Source organism: Umezawaea sp. (genome assembly GCF_036375055.1).
Classification (GTDB): domain Bacteria; phylum Actinomycetota; class Actinomycetes; order Mycobacteriales; family Pseudonocardiaceae; genus Umezawaea.
On record NZ_DASUSQ010000115.1, the window covers coordinates 1 to 19,134 of the forward strand.

General features: G+C 72.2%; 20 protein-coding genes. 11 read left to right on the forward strand and 9 right to left on the reverse strand.

Going from position 1 to position 19,134, the window contains the following annotated elements; all coding sequences use genetic code 11:
* Positions 1–680: 2OG-Fe(II) oxygenase (locus tag VFZ92_RS29455; protein WP_330879328.1), on the forward strand; the 680-nt coding region annotated here is incomplete at its 5' end.
* Between the two features lie 67 nt (positions 681–747).
* On the forward strand, positions 748–1,584 hold the full coding sequence (locus VFZ92_RS29460; RefSeq protein ID WP_330879329.1) for a PhzF family phenazine biosynthesis isomerase: 837 nt from the start codon (positions 748–750) through the stop codon (positions 1,582–1,584).
* Between the two features lie 66 nt (positions 1,585–1,650).
* On the opposite strand, the gene VFZ92_RS29465 is transcribed toward VFZ92_RS29460, so the two are convergent.
* Positions 1,651–2,091, reverse strand: a complete 441-nt coding sequence (locus VFZ92_RS29465; RefSeq protein ID WP_330879374.1) for a RidA family protein — start codon at positions 2,089–2,091, stop codon at positions 1,651–1,653.
* Positions 2,092–2,483: 392 nt separating this feature from the next.
* Here VFZ92_RS29465 and VFZ92_RS29470 point away from each other — a divergent pair, with 392 nt between their 5' ends.
* The 7 genes from VFZ92_RS29470 to VFZ92_RS29500 all read left to right on the forward strand — a co-directional run bounded on the left by VFZ92_RS29470 (position 2,484) and on the right by VFZ92_RS29500 (position 8,984).
* Complete coding sequence (locus VFZ92_RS29470) at positions 2,484–3,023, forward strand: SRPBCC family protein (protein WP_330879330.1); 540 nt, start codon at positions 2,484–2,486, stop codon at positions 3,021–3,023.
* 93 nt (positions 3,024–3,116) lie between these two features.
* The gene (locus tag VFZ92_RS29475) at positions 3,117–3,716 is read left to right on the forward strand and encodes an NAD(P)H-dependent oxidoreductase (protein ID WP_330879331.1); all 600 of its coding nucleotides are present in this window, start codon (positions 3,117–3,119) and stop codon (positions 3,714–3,716) included.
* A gap of 88 nt (positions 3,717–3,804) precedes the next feature.
* Positions 3,805–6,285, forward strand: coding sequence for a M12 family metallo-peptidase (locus tag VFZ92_RS29480; RefSeq protein ID WP_330879332.1), 2,481 nt, complete (start codon positions 3,805–3,807; stop codon positions 6,283–6,285).
* 103 nt (positions 6,286–6,388) lie between these two features.
* Positions 6,389–7,048 (forward strand): DJ-1/PfpI family protein, encoded by a 660-nt coding sequence (locus VFZ92_RS29485; protein ID WP_330879375.1) that lies wholly within the window; start codon positions 6,389–6,391, stop codon positions 7,046–7,048.
* Between the two features lie 2 nt (positions 7,049–7,050).
* Complete coding sequence (locus tag VFZ92_RS29490) at positions 7,051–7,359, forward strand: hypothetical protein (protein ID WP_330879376.1); 309 nt, start codon at positions 7,051–7,053, stop codon at positions 7,357–7,359.
* A gap of 53 nt (positions 7,360–7,412) precedes the next feature.
* Positions 7,413–8,363 (forward strand): GlxA family transcriptional regulator, encoded by a 951-nt coding sequence (locus tag VFZ92_RS29495; RefSeq protein WP_330879333.1) that lies wholly within the window; start codon positions 7,413–7,415, stop codon positions 8,361–8,363.
* A 15-nt stretch (positions 8,364–8,378) separates the two neighbouring features.
* Positions 8,379–8,984 carry a carboxymuconolactone decarboxylase family protein gene (locus VFZ92_RS29500; RefSeq protein ID WP_330879334.1) on the forward strand — a complete coding sequence of 202 codons (606 nt, stop codon included), beginning with the start codon at positions 8,379–8,381 and terminating at the stop codon, positions 8,982–8,984.
* On the opposite strand, the gene VFZ92_RS29505 is transcribed toward VFZ92_RS29500, so the two are convergent.
* From VFZ92_RS29505 to VFZ92_RS29525, 5 genes are all read right to left on the reverse strand, one after another.
* Positions 8,976–9,731, reverse strand: coding sequence for an SDR family oxidoreductase (locus VFZ92_RS29505; protein ID WP_330879335.1), 756 nt, complete (start codon positions 9,729–9,731; stop codon positions 8,976–8,978). The two genes, VFZ92_RS29500 and VFZ92_RS29505, sit on opposite strands and share 9 nt — an antisense overlap.
* 109 nt (positions 9,732–9,840) lie before the next feature.
* The gene (locus VFZ92_RS29510; protein ID WP_330879336.1) at positions 9,841–13,521 is read right to left on the reverse strand and encodes a glycoside hydrolase family 2 TIM barrel-domain containing protein; all 3,681 of its coding nucleotides are present in this window, start codon (positions 13,519–13,521) and stop codon (positions 9,841–9,843) included.
* 176 nt (positions 13,522–13,697) lie between these two features.
* Entirely contained in the window at positions 13,698–14,558 is an 861-nt protein-coding gene (locus VFZ92_RS29515; protein ID WP_330879337.1) for a TauD/TfdA dioxygenase family protein, read from the reverse strand.
* Between the two features lie 22 nt (positions 14,559–14,580).
* The gene (locus VFZ92_RS29520; RefSeq protein ID WP_330879338.1) at positions 14,581–15,360 is read right to left on the reverse strand and encodes an ABC transporter ATP-binding protein; all 780 of its coding nucleotides are present in this window, start codon (positions 15,358–15,360) and stop codon (positions 14,581–14,583) included.
* Positions 15,350–15,994: a glycine betaine ABC transporter substrate-binding protein gene (locus VFZ92_RS29525; RefSeq protein WP_330879339.1), complete on the reverse strand. Its 645-nt coding sequence runs from the start codon at positions 15,992–15,994 to the stop codon at positions 15,350–15,352. Before VFZ92_RS29525 ends, VFZ92_RS29520 begins: the two co-directional genes overlap by 11 nt.
* 71 nt (positions 15,995–16,065) lie before the next feature.
* Here VFZ92_RS29525 and VFZ92_RS29530 point away from each other — a divergent pair, with 71 nt between their 5' ends.
* Complete coding sequence (locus tag VFZ92_RS29530) at positions 16,066–16,263, forward strand: hypothetical protein (RefSeq protein ID WP_330879340.1); 198 nt, start codon at positions 16,066–16,068, stop codon at positions 16,261–16,263.
* Between the two features lie 3 nt (positions 16,264–16,266).
* Positions 16,267–16,389 (forward strand): hypothetical protein, encoded by a 123-nt coding sequence (locus VFZ92_RS29535; RefSeq protein WP_330879341.1) that lies wholly within the window; start codon positions 16,267–16,269, stop codon positions 16,387–16,389.
* A 24-nt stretch (positions 16,390–16,413) separates the two neighbouring features.
* Here VFZ92_RS29535 and VFZ92_RS29540 read toward each other — a convergent pair whose 3' ends face one another.
* From VFZ92_RS29540 to VFZ92_RS29550, 3 genes are all read right to left on the reverse strand, one after another.
* A complete protein-coding gene (locus VFZ92_RS29540) occupies positions 16,414–17,175 on the reverse strand; it encodes an ABC transporter permease (RefSeq protein WP_330879342.1) in 762 nt (253 codons plus the stop codon).
* A gap of 292 nt (positions 17,176–17,467) precedes the next feature.
* The gene (locus VFZ92_RS29545; protein WP_330879343.1) at positions 17,468–17,956 is read right to left on the reverse strand and encodes a winged helix-turn-helix domain-containing protein; all 489 of its coding nucleotides are present in this window, start codon (positions 17,954–17,956) and stop codon (positions 17,468–17,470) included.
* A gap of 81 nt (positions 17,957–18,037) precedes the next feature.
* On the reverse strand, positions 18,038–18,799 hold the full coding sequence (locus VFZ92_RS29550) for an SDR family oxidoreductase (protein ID WP_330879344.1): 762 nt from the start codon (positions 18,797–18,799) through the stop codon (positions 18,038–18,040).
* Positions 18,800–19,134 lie beyond the last annotated feature (335 nt).

Sequence of the window (19,134 nt, forward strand, 5' to 3'; positions counted from 1 at the left end):
CCCCTCTCGAATGCCGCGAAGTTCTCGACGCGTTGACCGCTGCCCAGTTCGACAGTTATGGCCAAGATCGCGTCTACCCCCAGGTGATGCGATTCGGCGTAGGGGTGAGCGACCACCGGAAGGACGGCAGGATCGCCGACAGTTACTGGAGCGCCCTGGAAACGCACAGAAGAGCGTGGCTCTCCCTCAAGCTCTCGTTCGACCCCTTCACGCGGTGCCGCGAACGACTGGCCGCACACTGGCCCCACCAGGTCGCGGTGGGCACGCACAAGGGCCGAGAAATGGGTGCGGGTGTCGCACGAGAGCCGAACAACGGCTTCCAGGTCCACTTCGACGACGCGAGGTTGGAGTTCACCGAGGACCTGCTCGACGCTCCGCAGACGACTCAGTTCGCGTTCAACCTGTACCTGAGCGTGCCCGAACAGGGCGGCGAGACCGTCATCTGGCAGCACCGCCACGATCCGAGGGACGAGGCTCACCGACTCCCCGGTTCCTATGGCTACCAGGAGACGGTGGTGGCCGATTCCCGAACGATAGAGATCAAGCCGACCGTCGGCGAGGCGCTGTTGTTCGACCCCAGACACTTTCACGCGGTACGACCCAGCGAAAAATCCCGGAGAATCGCTCTTGGCTTTTCCATTGCCGTGACGACGGACGGAAGCATGTTCACCTGGGGATGATCATCCCCCAGCACAGGTGAAATTGCTCTGGTTTGGCCGATCACATCAAGAGCACTACCATGCCACAATGGAAATTCTTCGATATTCTTCTTTTGCCACAGCTCCGCACGGAGGTAATCCGGCAGGCGTCGTGCTCGACGCCGGACACCTCAGCGAGTTGACCATGCAGGAAACCGCCGCGGTGGTCGGGTACTCGGAAACGGCTTTCGTCACGACATCGCCGGACGGCGGCATGGAGGTCCGCTACTTCAGCCCGTTGGTCGAGGTGCCGTTCTGCGGGCACGCGACGATAGCGGCGGCCGTGGCGCACGCCGATCGGAACGGGATCGGCGATCTCAGTTTCCACACCAGGGCCGGGATCATCCCGGTCAAGACCAGGCGCTCCCCGGACGGATCCCTGGTCGCCACGCTGGTGAGCGTTCCGACGCGCACGGAGCCGATCGCCAAGGACGACCTGGACCTGCTCCTCCGGGCACTCGGGTGGGCACCGGAGGAATTGAACCCCGCGTTACCACCACGAGCCGCCTACGCGGGCGCCTGGCACCCGATCATCGCAGCGGCCGGCAGGGCGAGGTTGTCGAGGCTGGACTACGACATGGACGCACTGGCCGGCCTCATGAACGCCAGGGGGTGGGCCACCATCGACCTCGTCTGGGAGGAGTCGCCGACGGTCTTCCACTGCCGCAACCCGTTCCCTCCCGGAGGAGTGGTCGAGGACCCCGCGACCGGAGCGGCCGCGGCGGCGTTCGGCGGCTACCTCAGGGAACTGAGGACGACGTCCGCCCCCGAGCAGATCACGGTCTACCAGGGTTTCGACATGGGTCGACCGAGCCGGATCGACGTGTCAATCCCGGCCGAGCCCGGCAGCGGCATCTCCGTGACCGGCCCCGCGATCCGTCTCTAGGGTTTCCCCCGACATCGTCGACCGCGTGGGGGAGCGGTGGCGAACGGTCGCCCCGCTCCCCCGCGGTCAGCGGTCCACCTGGACGACGACCTCGATCTCGACCGGAGCGCCCAGCGGCAGCTCCGCCACCCCCACCGCGCTGCGCGCGTGCCGCCCGACGTCGCCGAACACCTCGAAGAACAGTCCGCTCGCCCCGTCGACGACCTTCGCCTGGTCGACGAACCCCTGGGCGGACGCCACGAACCCGACCACCTTGACGACCTGCGCCACGTCGTCCAGGTCCACCACCGAGCCGATGGCGGCCAACGCGGCCAATGCGCACTGGCGGCTCAGCGCCCTGGCGTCCTCGACGGTGATCTCGGCACCGACCTTGCCGGTGACGACGACCTCGCCCCCAACCATGGGCACCTGACCGGAGACGAACACCAGGTTTCCGCTCCGCACAGCCGGCACGTAAGCGCCTTTCGGCGGACTCACGTCCGGCAGGGCGAGACCAAGTGAGGACATGGTTGAACGAACACTCTTCTCGCGGGGGTTTCCCATTGAAATATCGTAGAGCACCCAACCTCCTTCAAATCGATGCGCGAAAAATGGAACGCATTTTTGCGGATCACGGAAATAGGAAATCACCTCGCGTGTTCGACGCCGCCGCAGCAGGTGGGGAGCAGCCGTGACCACGCGCTGGAATCACCCCTTCGAGTGGGGTGGTGTGAGACGCGGGTGGACCGGGTAACCCCTCGCCATGGGCAGATCGAGGGGTGCGGTCGTGGAGTCCTCAGAGGACGGTGCGACGCACCAGGTGGCCGACGGAGGCCGCGACCGGTGATCTCCGGCACGTGTGGGAACTGCCCCGTCGGGTATGCCCCCGCCAAGCACCACAACGGAAACACGGAGGAAGCGTGACGACGATCGAGAAGTCCGTAGACGTGGAAGTCCCCGTCACGACCGCGTACAACCAGTGGACGCAGTTCGAATCCTTCCCGGCGTTCATGGAGGGCGTCGAGAAGATCAACCAGGTCACGCCCACGCGCACGCACTGGGTCACGAAGATCGGTGGCGTGAGCCGCGAGTTCGACGCCGAGATCACCGAGCAGCACCCGGACGAGCGAATCGCGTGGCACACGGTCGGCGACACCGAGGAAGGCACGTCGCACGGCGGTGTGGTGACCTTCCACCGCCTCAGCGACACCACGACCAGGGTCAACCTGCAGATGGAGTACCAGCCGGAGTCGCTCGTCGAGAAGGCCGGAGCCGCGCTCGGCGTGGTCGGCAGCCGCGTGAAGGGCGACCTCGACCGCTTCAAGGACTTCATCGAGCAGCAGGGCACCGAGACCGGTGCCTGGCGCGGTGACGTCGACGCCGCGCCGCAGCGCCACACCCACCGCCCGGACGACGGCCGCGGTGAGCCGCCGCTGGCGAACGGTTCGCCGATCCTGTAACGGCACCACGCTTCGAGGGGCCCGGCGCGTCCACCGCGCCGGGCCCCTCGCGCACGCGGTCCCGTCGAGCGGCGGCGCCGTCCGGACGACACAATGACGATCACCACCGACACCTGGGAGCAGACCATGCCCGAACCCGTCCTGCAGATCGTCATCGGCAGCACCAGGCCGGGCAGGGTGGGAGCACCCGTCGCCGCGTGGTTCGCCGAGGAGGCGAGGGCGCACGGCGGCTTCGACGTCGAGGTGGTCGACCTCGCCGAGGTGGCGCTGCCGATGTTCGACGAGCCGAACCACCCGATGACGGGCAAGTACGTGCACGAGCACACGAGGGCGTGGAGCGAGACGATCGGCCGCGCCTCCGCGTACGTGTTCGTGACGCCGGAGTACAACAACGGCTACCCCGCGCCGCTGAAGAACGCGATCGACTACCTGAACGCCGAGTGGCGCCACAAGCCCGTGGGCTTCGTGTCCTACGGCGGCGTCTCGGCGGGCACCCGCGCGGTGGCGCAGCTCAAGCAGGTGGTCACCACGCTGCGGATGGTGCCGGTCCTGGACGCGGTGCACATCCCGTTCGTCCAGCAGCACCTCGACGACGGCGCGCTGACGCCGAACGACGTGATGACCTCGGCGTCGAAGCAGCTCCTCGACGAGCTGGTGAAGCTGAGCACCGCCCTGTCCGCCATCCGAGACTGAGGCAGTACTTTCGTCAGTTCTCCCGTGGCCCGCGCGGTCAGCACAATGCGGTGTTGATCGCGCACCCTGCCGTGACGGGAGACCTGCCGTGGCCCGACCTTCCCCGACCCGTCGCGGCCTGGCCGCACTGGTCGTCGCCTCCGCCACGATCGCGCTGGTGCCCCTGGCGGGCACGGCCGCGGCGGCGGACAACCCGTGGACGCGGGTCGACGTCGTCGCCCGGTCGGCCCAGGCCGCCGACGTCCGCACCGACCGGTTCGCCGGGTTCACCCTCGACCGGCCCGCGCTCGCCGCGACGCTCGACGGGGCGGCGGAGCTCCAGGTCGTGCTGCCGACCCCGGCGGGCGCGTTCGAGCGCTTCACCCTGGTCGACACCCCGGTGATGGAGCCGGGGCTCGCGGCGGAGCACCCGGAGATCAGGACGTACGCGGGCCGGGGCGTGGACGACCCGACGGCGTCGGTGCGCGCGGACCTCACGCCGCTGGGCTTCCACGCCTCCGTGCGGTCCGAGCGGGGCCAGTGGTTCGTCGACCCGTACTCCCACCGCGACCAGGGCCTCTACGCCAGCTACTACGGCCACGACCTGGCCCCGGTGGCACCGCTGCGGGAGGCCGACGTCGAGGTCCCGGAGCCGACCACCACCCCCGCCGGTCGCACGCCGGTCGTGCGGCTGCGCACGTACCGCCTGGCGATCGTCACGGACCCGTCGTACGCCCGGTACTTCGGCGCGGAGAACGTGACCGCCGCGAAGGTGACGATGGTCAACCGGGTCGCGCAGGTCTACGAGGACGAGACCGCGGTCCGGCTGCTGCTGGTCGCCGGGACGGACCGGACCAACCTGAACACCGACGCCGAGGCGACCGGGCCGGACGGGCCGTGCGGCGCGGCGCCCTGCTACACGCCCGAGGAGCTGAGCACCTGCGGGATCGGGACGCTCGGTCGCAACACGGCCGTGCTCGGCCAGCTCGTCGGGGCGGGGAACTACGACATCGGGCACATCGCGCTGGGCGTCAACGGCGGGGGTGTCGCGGGAGCGGGCGTCGGCGGCGCCGGGAAGGCCGTGGGGTGCACCGGGCTGCCCACCCCCGTCGGCGACTTCTTCGCGGTCGACTACGTGGCGCACGAGGTGGGCCACCAGTTCGCCGCGCGGCACACCTTCGACGGCGACCAGTGGAGCTGCGGTGGCGGCAACCGCAGCGCGGAGTCCTCCTACGAGCCGGGCAGCGGGTCGTCGATCATGGCGTACGCGGGCATCTGCCGCCAGGACAACCTCCAGCGGCACAGCGACCCGTACTTCTCGCACCGCAGCCGCACCGAGATCACCTCGTACGCGTCGTCGGCCCTGCCGCCGGACAGCGAGGTGCAGGACGTGGCGCTGCGCGGCTTCGACGGGGCCGACTCGTTCACGATCACCTACCGGGGCCGGACGTCCGCGCCGGTCTCCCACGGCGCGGGCTACACGCCGGAGGCGATCGGGGCGGCCCTCCGGTCGGTCCTGCCCGCGGGCGCGTCGGTGGCCGTCGCGGGCTTCGGCGACCACCGGTACCGGCCGACCCCGTTCGACACCACGGGGTTCCAGGTCACCTTCGGCGGCGTGCTCGCGGGTCTCGACGTCCCGGCGCTCGTCGTCCGGGCGACCGGCGCGAGCGCGGTCGTCGGCGAGGCGGTCCAGGGCGGCCCGCAGGACAACGGGGGTCACCGCGTCCAGGCCACCCGCAACCACCCGCCGGTCGTGTCCACCGCCGCGAGGCGCACGATCCCGGCGCGCACGCCGTTCTCGTTGACCGGCAGGGCCTCCGACCCCGACGGCGACCCGGTGACCTACCTGTGGGAGCAGGACGATCCCGGTGGCGAGACCGGAACCCCGTTGGTGGACAACACGAAGACCGACGGGCCGCTGTTCCGGGTGTTCGGTACGGAGGCGGTGGTCAGCGACGAGGACGCGCTGGAGTACTACTCCCCCGGCCAGAACACCACGACCACCGATCCGCGGCGGGTCTTCCCCGACCTGGCGCAGATCGCGGCGGGCCGCACCAACGCGGTCTCGGGCGCGTGCCCGGCCGCGCCCCCGCCGCCCACGACCGGTGGCGGGACGAACCTGCCGCCCGCGCTGGTCGACTGCTACTCGGAGTTCCTGCCCACCGCGGACTGGGTGGGCGTGGACGGCTCGCGCACCCTGCACTTCAAGCTCACCGCCCGCGACGGCAGGCCGGGCGGCGGCGGGATCGGGACGGCCGACACCGCACTGGTGGTCGCGCCGGACGCGGGCCCGTTCCTGGTGACCTCGCAGGGGTCGGCGGCAGGCTACCGCGGCGGGTCGAGGCAGGCGGTCACCTGGGACGTGGCGGGCACGAGCGCCGCGCCGGTCGGCACGAGGGCCGTGCGGATCACGTTCTCCACCGACGGCGGCCTCACGTTCCCGCACGTGCTGGCGAGCCGCACCCGCAACGACGGGTCGGAGACCGTGACGCTGCCGAGGGTCGCCACCACCAAGGGCCGGATCAGGGTCGAGGCCGTCGGCAACGTCTTCTTCGACCTCAACGACGCGGACATCACCGTGACCGGATGAGCGCGTGGCGAGAATCCGTCGGAGCCTGGCAATCCGGCCGGTTCCGCCCGCTGGTCCCCCTCGTTAGCGTCGGGTCACCGACACGAGGAGGACTGGTTCGATGGTGCACGCGCAGGTCGTTCTGTTCGACGGGTTCGACCCGCTGGACGTCGTGGCGCCGTACGAGGTGCTCAGTGCGGGCGGGATGGTCACCGGTGGCCTGCTGACGGCCGAACTGGTGTCCGCCGAGGGACCGCGCGAGGTGCCGAGCGGGCTCGGGTCGCTGACGCTGCGGGCGACGGCGGCCCTCGACCCGGCGCGCGCGGACGTGGTCGTGGTGCCGGGTGCGCTGGGGCGGCTGCCGGACGGCGACGAGCCGTCGGACGACACCATCCCGGCGATCCTGGCCCGCACCCTGGACACCGCCCTGCCCGCCCTGCTCAAGGAGGCGCTCGACCGGCCGGGGGTCACCGTGGCCACGGTGTGCGGCGGGTCGATGGTGCTGGCGATGGCCGGGCTGGTGGTGGGCCGTCCGACGACGACCCACCACCTCGGCCTCGACCTGCTCGACGCCACCGGGACGGTCGCGGTGGACGCCCGCCTCGTGGACGACGGCGACCTGGTGTCCGGCGCGTCCGTGACCTCGGGCCTGGACGTGGGGCTGTACCTGCTGGAGCGCGAGCTGGGTCCCAGGGTGGCGCACGCCGTGGAGGAGCTCATCGCGCACGAGCGCCGCGGCACGGTCTGGCGCGCCACGGGCGTCGAGCCGACGGTGGGGGTGTGAGCATGTCGGTGGACGGCACCTGGGACCTCGTCGTCGAGACCCCGATCGGCAGGCAGCGCGCCACGCTGGAGCTGTCCACCCGCGACGGTGTCCTGCGCGGCGTCGCCCGCGACCCCGAGCGCGGCGAGGAGGTCGTCCTCGGCGACCTGGTGGTCGACGGCGACCGGCTCACGTGGACGCAGTCCATCACCAGGCCGCTGCGGCTGAACCTCGCCTTCGACGTGACGGTCGGCGGTGACGGGATGACGGGGTACTCGAAGGCCGGGCGGCTGCCCCGCTCCAGGGTGACCGGTCGCCGCGCGCGGACGTGACCGGCGGGGCTACCACCGGTGGCGAGGACCGGGAGGATGCCTATGGTGGCGCCGTGCACACCGTCGCCGTGCTGGCCCTGGCCACCGTCGTGCCGTTCGACCTGTCGACGCCGATCGAGGTGTTCACCCGCGTCACCCTGCCCGGTGGGCGGCCCGCCTACCGGGTCCGGGTGTGCGCCGCCGAGCCGTTCGTCGACGCCGGGGCGTTCACCGTCCGGGCGCACTGGGGCCTGGCCGAGCTGGCGGGCGCGGACACGATCGTCCTGCCCGGCTGCACCGACCTCGCGACGCCGGTCCCGGACGACGTCCTCACCGCGCTGCGGAAGGCGGCGGCCGACGGCACGCGGATCGCGTCGATCTGCTCGGGGGCGTTCATCCTCGCCGCCACGGGCCTGCTCGACGGCCTGCGCGCCACCACGCACTGGCTGGCCGCCCCCGCGCTCGCCGCGGGCCACCCGGAGATCGAGGTCGACCCGGACGTCCTCTACGTCGACAACGGGCAGCTGCTCACGTCGGCGGGCGCGGCGGCCGGGCTCGACCTCTGCCTGCACCTGGTCCGCCGCGACCACGGTTCCGCCGTGGCCGCCCAGGCTGCGCGGCTGTCCGTCATGCCGCTGGAGCGCGAGGGCGGGCAGGCGCAGTTCATCGTCGGCGACCGGTACCCCACGCCGCGGGGCTCGGCCCTGGAGCCGGTGCTGCGGTGGATGGACGACAACGCCGAACGGGACCTGACGCTGGAGGACATCGCCGCGCGCGCGAACACCAGCACCCGCACGCTCAACCGCCGCTTCCGCGAGCAGACCGGCACCACGCCGCTGCGGTGGCTGCTGCGGGCCAGGATCCGCCGGGCGCAGTACCTGCTGGAGTCCACGACGCACCCGGTCGACCGGATCGCGCGCCAGGTCGGGTTCGGCTCGCCCACGGCGTTCCGCGACCAGTTCAAGCGCGTGGTCGGCACCAGCCCCGGCGCCTACCGCTCCGCGTTCCGGGGTTCGGGGCCCTGAGGTGCGCGGACCGCGGTGCGCGCTGGTGAGATGGGCGGCATGACCAGGCTGCCGCGGTTCCTCCCCGCCGACCTCGACCCCGCCCAGCGCGAGCTGTACGACGCGATCACCGGCGGGCCCCGCGCCTCGGGGCCGCAGGCGGTGCCGCTCGCCGACGACGAGGGGCGGCTGGCCGGTCCGTTCAACGCGATGCTGGTCGCGCCGCCGCTCGGCCAGGCGCTCCAGGGCGTCGGCGCGGCCGTGCGGTACGGGACGACGCTGAGCGACCGGGTGCGCGAGATGGCGGTCCTCGCGGTGGCGGGCCGGTGGGACTGCGACTTCGAGCGGTACGCCCACGAACCCCTCGCGCTGCGGGCCGGTGTCACGGCCGAGCAGGTCACGGCCCTGCGGGAGCCGCGGGTGCCGGACCTCGCGGACGACACCGAGTGCGCCGCGCTGACCGTGGTGGTCGCCCTGCTGCGCGACGGGGACGTGGACGACGCGGCCTACGCCGACGCCGTGGCGGCCGTCGGCACGAGGGTGGTCTTCGAGCTGACCACCCTCGTGGGCTACTACGCGACGCTCGCGCTGCAACTGCGGGTCTTCCGCGTCACCACCCCGACCGGGACCGGATCAGGCTGACCGCGCCGCCGCCAGCCGCTCCAGGTGCTCGGCGAAGGTCTGGACGCCCTGGGTGAACGGCCCGGTGGGCAGCAGTCCCCCCGTCGCCATCGCCCTGCCCGCCGCGCCGGGGAGCCGGATCGGGACCAGCACCCGGCGCAGGCCCCGCGCCCGCACGTAGCGCCGGGCCATGTCCGCCATCCACAGCTCCTCGGGCCCGGCGATCGGCCGGGCGTGGCCGACCGCGGGCTTCTCGACGAGGTCGACCAGCGCCCTGGCGACCTCGATGCCCGCGACGGGCCGGGAGCGCATCCTCGGCACCGGCACGAACGGGCCGACGCCGCTGCCCAGCAGCGACTCGGGGAACTCGTGGAACTGGGTGGCCCGCAGGACCGTCCACGGCAGCGGTCCGTTCGCGACCAGGTCCTCCTGCTCGCGCTTGCCGAGGTAGTAGCCGAGGTCGACCTCGTCGACGCCGACGATGGACAGCACCACGACGTGGTCGACGCCCGCGGCGACGCCCGCCGCCAGGAGGTTCCTCGCCACGGCGCCGAAGAAGTCGACGGAGACCTTCCTCGACATCGTCGTCACGTTGGTCACGTCGACCACGGCGTCGCACCCGGCGAGCGCCGCCGCGAGCCCCCGCCCCGTGGTGAGGTCCACACCGCGGGACCGCGACAGGACCACGGGCGCGTGCCCCGCGGCTGTCAGCTCCGCCACCACCATCGTCCCGATCAACCCGGTCCCGCCCGCCACGGCTACCCGCACGGCGCACTTCCTTCCCTCGTGGCGGCGACCTCGCACGCCGACCCACACCCAGGACTGCGCGGCGGGGCCGGATGTGACAGCGACCGGCTGAGGGGGACGTCACACCGCACTACGACCAGCGCGGGGTGCGCGTGGCGACCTCCTGCGCGGTGAGCGGCCGGAGCACGAGCGAGTAGGAGTAGTCCTGGTCGGCGCGGACCTGGTAGCGGGACCGCACCGGGTTGGGGGTGTCGCCCACGCCGGTGGCCGCGTGGTCGGCGTGCAGGGTGGTCCAGCCCGCGTTGCGCTTCAGCTCGAACGGGTACGCCGCGCGGTCCAGCTCGTCGTAGGGCGTGACGGAGACGTCGTTGGCGCCGGAGACGAGCAGGCCCCCCGTCCGGCCGTCGGTGAGCAGCGCCCAGCGGGTGTCGGTGTGGTTGCCGTGGTCCTGCGGCCGGTAGTAGTCGACGTACTGCTCGTCCACCGTGGACCGGTGGACGCCGATCGGGGTGCCGTCCTCGCGGTCGTTGTAGCTCTCCTGCGGCCCGCGGCCGTACCAGGCGAACTGCTGGAACTTCTCGGGCACGGCCACGGACACGCCGATCCGCGGCAGGTAGGGCAGGGTGCGGACCGCGCCGCGCGGGCTGACCTGGTGCGCCAGCCGGATCGTGCCCGCCGCGTCGATCCGGTAGGTCATGACCTGGCCGAAGGAGGCGTCCGGGCGGTCGGGGGCGGCCACCGCGGAGCGCACCTCGACGACCGCTCCCCCGGCCGGGTCGGTGCTCGCGGTCACCGACTCCACCGAGGTGCGGAGCCGGTCGAGCCCGGCCGCGCGCCACAGCTCGCCCTCGGCCGTGCCCCACGAGTAGATCTCGTTGCTGATCGGCGCCCGCCACGCGTCCAGCTCCGGGCCACCGACCAGCAGTTCGGTGTCGCGGACCCGCATCGAGTCGAGCGTGCCCCCGGCCTTGTCGAACCCGTAGCGGAAGCCGGGACCGGACACCTCGACCCGCTCGGGGTCGTCGTCCAGCGCCACGGTCCCCTGCCCGTCCGGCGGTCGGAGACCGGGCACCACCGTGCCGCCGAGCGGGAACTGGTCGTGCGCGGTGACGCCGCCGGTCACCTCGACGTTCAGGAACCGCTCCACGTCACCGGGGTTGGCCGGGACGGGCACGCGCACGGTCTCGGTGGCACCGGGCGCGACGTCCAGCGTCCGGCGGCCCCTGGCGACCTCCGTGTCGCCCTCGACGACCCCCCACCGCAGCCGCGCCCCGGCCGTGGAGGCGAACGACCGCTCGTTGTGCACGCTCAGGACGCCGTCGGCGTAGGAGAAGCGCAGCGGCTGGTGCACCCACGCGAGCTGGGCGGTCTCCGGTTGCAGGAAGCGGTCCGAGCCGATCAGACCGTCCACACCGGACAGGCTCTGCCCGTTGGACAGGTAGGTGCCGACCGTGTCGATCCGGTCGAAGTCCAGCGCCAGCACGGCGTCCGCCGCCGGGTCGCCGCCCGCGCCGATCACGTCGGCGGGCAGCGCGCGGTCGTAGATCCGCACGTCGTCGACGACGCCGTTGGCCGTGCGGCCCCCGTAGTTGTCCTGCATGACCTCGGGGTTGCGGCCGATGTTGACCTCGTAGTGCGTCCGGTCGATCGCGCCGGTGAACGGCGTGCTGCCGACTTGGACGCCGTCGATGAACAGCCTCAGCGCCGTGCCGTCGTAGGTGCCGGTGATCCGGTGCCACTCGCCGTAGAAGTCGGCGGGCACCTGGGCGTGCACGGTCCGCCAGGTACCGCTGTGGACGAAGAACTCCAGCGTGGTGCGGTCCTTCATCTTCAGCGCGTAGGCGTGGTCTCCCTTGGCGATGACGGTGAGGTCTCCGGTCCACGTGTCGGGCTTGACCCACGCGTCCAGCGTCAGCGCGGTGCCGGTGATCTCCAGCCTCGGGTCCCGGTACACCTCCACGAAGTCGTCGAGGCCGGAGAGGTCCAGCGCCGTGCCCCGGTGCCCGTCGACCACCTCGGGCCTGCCGTTGAGGTGGGTCAGGATGTCGTTGCCCGACCCGTCCGGCGTGGTCTTGAGCTGCTCGCGGATGTTCTGCTCGGCCCAGTCCCAGATGAACCCGCCCTGGAGCTGCGGGTTGGCCCGGATGACGTCCCAGAACTCGCGGAAGTTGCCCAGGCTGTTGCCCATCGCGTGCGCGTACTCGCCGAGGATCACCGGCTTCGTGGTGGTCTTCGCCTGCTCCGCCAACCGTTCCGGCGACGGGTAGCGCGGACCCCACACGTCGGCGAACGGGGCGTCGCCGTCCGGCGAGTTCGACTGGTGGTACAGCGGCCGGGTCGGGTCGTTCTTCTCCGCCCAGTCGGCCATCGCGTAGTGGCCCGCGCCGAGGCCGGCCTCGTTGCCCGTGTCCCACAGGAAGACGCTCGGGTGGTTCTTGTCCCGCTGCACCATCGCGACGAACCGTTCGAGGAAGGCGTCCTGCCACTCCGGTTTGTCGGCGAGGCACTCCGTGGGGCACCACTCGTGCGCGTGCGTCTCGATGTCCACCTCGTCGTCGACCCACAGGCCCTCGCGGTCGGCCAGGTCGTAGAAGTACGGGTCGGACGGGTAGTGCGAGGTGCGGACCGCGTTGACGTTGAGCTGCTTCATCAGCCGCACGTCCTGCTCCTGGCGCGCCCTGGGCACGTGGCGGCCGTGGTCGGGGTCGGTCTCCGCCCGGTTGACCCCCTTGAACAGCACGCGCTTCCCGTTGACCTTGAGCTGCCGGTCGGCGATCGTGATCTCCCGGAACCCGACCGCCTCGCTGGTGATGTGGCCGCCGACGGACAGCACGAGCGTGTAGAGGTTCGGCGTCTCGTCGGTCCACTTCGCCGGGTCGCGCACGGCCTGGGAGAGCGTCACCTCGTCACCGTCGGTCGTGCCGCGGAACGCGGCGACCTCGCGCCCGCCGGGGTCCCGCAGCGAGGCGTTCACGGTCAGCGGCCCGCTCCGGTCCCGGGTCAGCGAGACGCGCGCGGTCAGCGTGGCGTTGGTGGAGGTGTCGTCCAGGTCGGTGGTCACGGCGACGTCGCGGACGTGCGTCCTCGGCGTGGCGTACAGCCAGACCGAGCGGAAGATCCCGCTGTAGCGCCACTGGTCGACGTCCTCCAGGTACGAGCCGGAGCCCCAGCGGTGCACCTGGACCGCGACCCGGTTGCGGCCGGGGCGCAGCGCGGAGGAGATGTCGAACTCGGCGGGCGTGTAGCCGCCCTGGTCGTAGCCGAGGTACTTCCCGTTGACCCAGACGAAGTAGCCGGACGTGACGCCCTCGAAGCGCAGGAACGTGCTGCGCCCGGCCCAGTTCGCGGGCACGTCGAAGTCCCGCGCGTAGGCGCCGGTCGGGTTCAGGTCCTTCGGCGCGAACGGCGGGTCGTCCGGCCAGATCTCCTCGGGGATGTTGCGGAACACCGGGTGGTCGAGCCCGGAGGTCTGCCACGTGTGCGGCACGGTCGTCGTCCGCCACCCGCTGACGTCGTAGCCGTCCGCGAAGAACCCGGCGGGCACGTCCTGCGGCACGTCGGCCATCGCGATCTTCCACTGGCCGTCGAGCGAGGCGGTGTAGGGCGTGCTCTCCTCGCGCCGGGCCGCCGACCCGACGTCGGCGTACGGCCGCAGCTCCACGTGCGGGGCCTGCTGCCCCTCACCGGTCATCCGCGGGTTGTCCAGGTAGGCGTAGGCGTCGGGCGCGGCGACCGCTCCCACCGCCCCGACTTCGGTCACCCCTCCCGCTACGAGGCAGGCGGTGAGCAGGGCGGTCAGGAGTGCGCGCATCCGGTTCCTCCAAGACTCCACACGGTCACTCAACATGTAACGAAACGCAACACAGGGGGCAATACGGCATTGGTATGCCTCCGTTGCGCGCACGACCGCGGCCGGATGGCGGTCACCTCCCCGGAACGGCGTCGAGGCCCGCCCCGACGTGGGGACGGGCCTCGACGGTGAACCGGTCAGGCCCGCCCGCCGACCCCGACCGGGACGTCGCCCCTGATCGTGACGCGGTGCATGACGCGGTGCTGGTCGCCGTAGTCGTCGACGGCGTAGTGGGCCGTGCTCCGGTTGTCCCACACCACGACGTCGCCCGGACTCCACCGGTGGCGCACGGAGTGCTCGGGCAGGCCGATCACCGCGAAGAACAGGTCGAGCAGGGCGCGGCTCTCGGACTCGGTCACGTCGAGAACGCGGGTGGTGAATCCGGGGCTGACGAAGAGGCTGCGCCTGCCCGTCTCGGGGTGGACCCGGACGACCGGGTGCACGGACGGCTCCAGCGAGGTGACCCGCTCCCCCTCCCACGTGCTGCCCTGGCCGGACAGCCGCGTGTGCAGGTACTCGTCGAAGTCCTCACGCCCGTCGTGCAGGGCCGTCAGGCGGTCGGCGAGCGAGCGCAGGTGGGGTGACAGGGCCAGGTAAGCGGCTTCCAGGTCGGTCCAGCAGGTGTCGCCGCCCACGGGCGGGAGGGAGACGGCGCGGAGCACCGAGCCGAGCGGCGGGCGGGGCATGAACGTCACGTCGGTGTGCCAGACCGGCGACTTGCCGCCGTCACCGCTGTCGAGGACGTAGATCTCCGGGTGCTCGTCGTCCAGACCGGGCACCACGGGGTGCGCCGGGGTGAGCTCGCCGAGGGTCGCGGCGAAGTCGCGGTGGGAGGTGGGGGTGAGCCGCTGGCCGCGGAAGACGAGGACCTTGCGGTCCAGCAGGGCCGAGCGGATGTCGGCGACCTCCGTCGGGGTCTGGGGTCGCGACAGGTCGAAGCCGGAGAGCTGCGCACCGATCGTGGCCGTGAGCGGCTCGACCGCCGATACGACTGTCATGGTCGTTCCCTCTCGTGTCGGGTCATGCCACGGCCGCCCGGACGGCGGCCGCGATCTCGCCTCGGAAGGCCGCGTACTCGGCGGAGCCGCGCAGCTCGTCGGCCGACACCCCGGTGCGGGGCAACGTGATGGGCACGTCGAGCGCGATGCGCCCCGGCCGGTCGGTGAGCACGACGATGCGGCTGGCCAGGAACACGGCCTCGTCGACGCTGTGCGTCACGAATACCACGCCCTGGCCGACGTCGTCGGTCAGCGAGCGGACGTCCTCCTGGAGCCGTTCCCTCGTCAGCGCGTCGAGCGCGGCGAACGGCTCGTCCATCAGCAGCAGCCTCGGCCGCGCGGCCAGCGCCCTGGCGATGGCGACGCGCTGCTGCTGCCCCCCGGAGATCTCCCAGGTGCGCCGGGGCCCCAGCTCCGCGAGGCCGACGGCGGCCAGCAGCTCGGCCGTGCGGCGGGCCCGGTCCGCCTTGGGGACGTCGGCCCACCGCAGCGCGGCACCGATGTTGCCCGCCACCGTCAGCCACGGGAACAGCCGGGGCTGCTGGAACACCACGCCCACGTCCTGACCGGGCACGGGGGTGCGGCCCAGTCTGCGGACGGCCCCGGCGCTCGGGTGCTCGAAGCCCGCGACCATGCGCAGCAGCGTGCTCTTCCCGGAGCCGGACGGGCCCACGACGACGAGGAACTCGCCGGGGTCCACCCGCAGGTCGATCGGCCCGAGCGCGGGCACGACCCCCGCCCTGGTCCGGTAGCCGTGTTCGACGTCGACCAGTTCGGCCAACGAGGTCGCGTCACCTGCCATCGTCCGCTCCGGGTGCGAGCAGGGCGGCGCGGAAGGTGGCCACGTCGGGCACGGCCTCGATCTTCTTCTGGCCGTGGAGGAACTGAGCGGTGTCGCGCAGCCGCTCGGCGAGCTTGCCGGGTGCCTCGGCGGTGCCGAAGTACTCGGGGCCGCGCTGCTCGGCGTGGTCGAGGTAGACGTTCTGCTCGAGCTGGGCGACGGCGTCCTCCTTGCTGCTGCCGATCTGCCTGCTGACGGCCTCGGCGACGACGCCGGGATCGGTCTTGACCAGCCCGATGGCCCGGTTGGTCGCCTCCAGCCACCGGTCGACCACGTCGCGGTTGCCGTCGATGAACTCGGTGCGCGCCACGGTGAACGTCAGCGTGGGCTTGCCCGCGGCGGCGAGCGTCGCGCTGTCGGTGAGGGTCACCCCGTCCTGCTGGAGCACGCTGAGCACGGGCGTCCACACGTAGGCCGCGTCGACGTCGCCGCGCTGCCAGGCGGCCTGGATGTTCTGGGGCTCCAGGTCGACCAGCGTGACGGCGCCCGGATCGACGCCCGCCTGCTGGAGGGCGGCGAGCCAGGCTGTAGTGCGCGGTGGAGCCGAAGGGCGCGGCCACCTTGCGGCCGACGAGGTCCGCGACGCCGGTGACACCGCTCGCCCCGCGCGCCACCAGCGCCTCGCTGTCGCCGATCACGTTGAGCAGCTCGATCACCCTGTAGGGGATGTTCAGCGGGGGGCACAGCGCCTGCGCGGTGGGGCTGCTGCCGATCACCGCGAGGTCGACGGCACCGCCGAGGAACGCGGTGTTGATGCTCGCCCCGGAGTCGAAGGAGGTCCAGGTGATGCGGTGGTCGGGCAGCGCCTTCTCCAGCGTGCCCTGGTCCTTCACCAGCAGGGTGCTGTCGGCGAAGTTCTGGTAGGCGATGCGCACGACGCGCCCGGAACCCGACCCGGACGAGGACGACGAGCCGCCGACACCGCACGCCGCCAGCACGGGCCCCGACGCGAGCAGGGACAGGACCGATCTGCGGGTCACGGACACGTGATCTCCTTGGCAGTGGGGACGTCTTTCACACCAGACCCCGCCACGGCGACAGCGCGCGCTGGGCGCCGACGACGGCGGAGTCGATGAGCAGGCCGGTGACCCCGATGACGAACAGCCCGAGGATGACCACCGAGGTCTGGTTGTAGCGCTGGGCGTTGAGGACCATGCCGCCGATCCCGTCGGCGCCGTTCACGGTCTCGGCCGCCACGACGGAGCTGTAGGCGATGCCCACGGCCAGCCGCACACCCGTGATGATCTCCGGTGCCGACGCGGGCAGGACCACCGAGGCGATCACGTGGCCCCGTGACGCGCCGAGGGCCTGCGCGGCCTCGACGTACTGCCGGCCGACCCCGGTGACCGCGGTCGCCGTCGCGACCGCCACCGGCGGGAACGCGGCGATCATCAGCAGGTACACCTTGGGTTCCTCGTCGATGCCGAACCAGATGACCAGCAGGCTCAGGTAGGCCAGCGGCGGCAGCGCGCGCAGGAACGTGACGGCCGGTTCGGTCACGGCCCTGACCAGCGGCACCAGTCCCATCACCAGGCCGAGGGCGACGCCGATCAGGATGCCGTAGGCCGATCCGTAGCCCACCCTGCGCAGGCTGACGCCCAGCCGTTCGAGCAGCGTGGAGCCCGCGTAGCCGCCCTGCCCGTTGGCGGCGTCGGAGGTGATGAGCAGCTGGTCCCACACCTGGAGCGGGCCCGGCAGGACCACCGGCGGCCAGAACCCGGCGACGGCCAGCAGCTGCCACAGCCCGAGCAGGACGAGGACGGCGATCAGGCGCACGAGCAGGGTCCTCGCCGCTCCCGGAGCCGTGCGCCGGGGGCGCGGCACCGGGCGGAGAGAGCCACCTGGTGGGTCGGAAACGTCGGCGAGTGCCTGTGTCATGGGGGTTCTGCGCTCTCGGGATCGCTGGGAGGCGGGGGACCTTCGCTTCCCGGCTGAACGTACAGACGCGGACCGCGTCTTCCGAGCGGTTCCGCACTGTGGACACCGGTGGTGAGACCCTTGTGCGAAGGGCACTTCGTAGGGCATGGGGGACCAACGGCACCGGAGGACCGGTGAGTCCTCTGTGGACTCAGACCTCGTCCTCGACGCGCACCAAGTGGGCGTGCTCGACGCGGTAGCCGACGCCGCGCACGGTGCCGATGAACGCCGCGCCGTCGGGGCCGAGCTTGCCGCGGATCCTGCGCACGTGCACGTCGATGGTCCGGGTGTCCACGTGGACGGGCGTCCCCCACACCGCGGCCATCAGGTCGGCCCTGCGGTGCACGAGCCTCGGCCGCCTGCACAGGTGCAGCAGGAGGTCGAACTCCAGCCGCGTCAACGACACCGGGACGCCGCGGTGCAGCACCCGGCGGGACTCCGGGAAGACGCGCAGCTCCGGGCCACCCCGCTGGACGGGCACGTCGACGTCCGGACGCGGCACGTCGACGGTCGCCCGCTCGTCGTCGAGGGCGGAGCGCAGTGCGGAGGCCACGGTGTCGGCCACCGCCGTCGCGTCCGCCGCGCTGACGCGGATCACCAGGGATATCTCGACGGTCTCGGGGGAAAGGGTGGCGGTCACGCGACGATCCGACCAAGTCAGGGCACCTTGGTCAACAGCGCCCAGGGGGTGGAAGCCCTTGACACGGCGGGAAAGCGGCCGTCAGGTCCTCAGGTAGGACGCGCCGTTCAGGTCGAGCACCGCGCCGGACGACCACGCGGCCTCGGGCGAGGCGAGGTGGAGCACGGCGGCGGCGACCTCCGCGGGCGTGCCGACCCTGCCGAACGGGCTCTGGCCCCGCAGGCCCTCCCCCGCCGCGCCCGCCAGCGTGCCCTCCTGCCGCTCGGTCGCGACGAACCCCGGCGCCACGGACGTCACCGCGATCCCGTGCGGTGCGAGCGACACGGCCATCGACTGGCCGAAGGCGTGCAGGGCGGCCTTGGTCGCGCCGTACGCCGGGAACTCCGGTTCGCCCCGGAAGGCGCCGCGGGAGCCGATGTTGACGACGCTGCCGGGGGCGCCGCGGTCGACGAGGTGCCGGGCCACGCCGTAGGTCACGTTGGCCGCGCCCAGGAGGTTGACGTCGACCATGCGCCGCCACGCGGCCAGCCAGTCCTCGTAGGACGTGGTCGCCACGTCGTGCCGGTTCGCCGCGGTCGGCGCGACGGCGGCGTTGTTGACCAGGACGTCGACCCCGCCGAGCGCGCGCACGGCCTCGTCGACCACGCGGCGCGCGGTGCCGGGGTCGCCGAGGTCGCCGACGACCAGCGCGTGCCCGGTGCCGGGCAGCAGGCGCAGCGTCTCCTCGGCGTCGGCGCGGTTGGCCGCGCAGTGGACCGCGACCCGGTCGCCGCGCTCGGCGAACGCCACCGCGACCGCACGACCGATGCCGCGCGACGCACCCGTGACCAACACGCCCCTCATGGAGCACCGACCTTTCCCGACACCCGGACGGCGGACGAGCGCCCGCCACTCGGACGACACCCTGCCCTCAATGATGTCCTAATGTCAACATTAGGACATCGCTGCTCCACCCCGTTCGACCACCCCCGAGGTCCGATCGGCCGCGGGGTTGTCCACCCGTGGTCGTACTTCCGCGTGCGACCGGGGTGTGATCCGCGATGACCCGCGCGCCGGCCATGATCGTCCCGTGCGACGCCGACGGACGCCCCCCTGCGGAGGCAGAGGCGGTCCGCCACGCCGCTGACCCGCCCCGGCCCCCGGTCGCCACTTCCCCGTGCGCACCGCCTCCCCGGCTG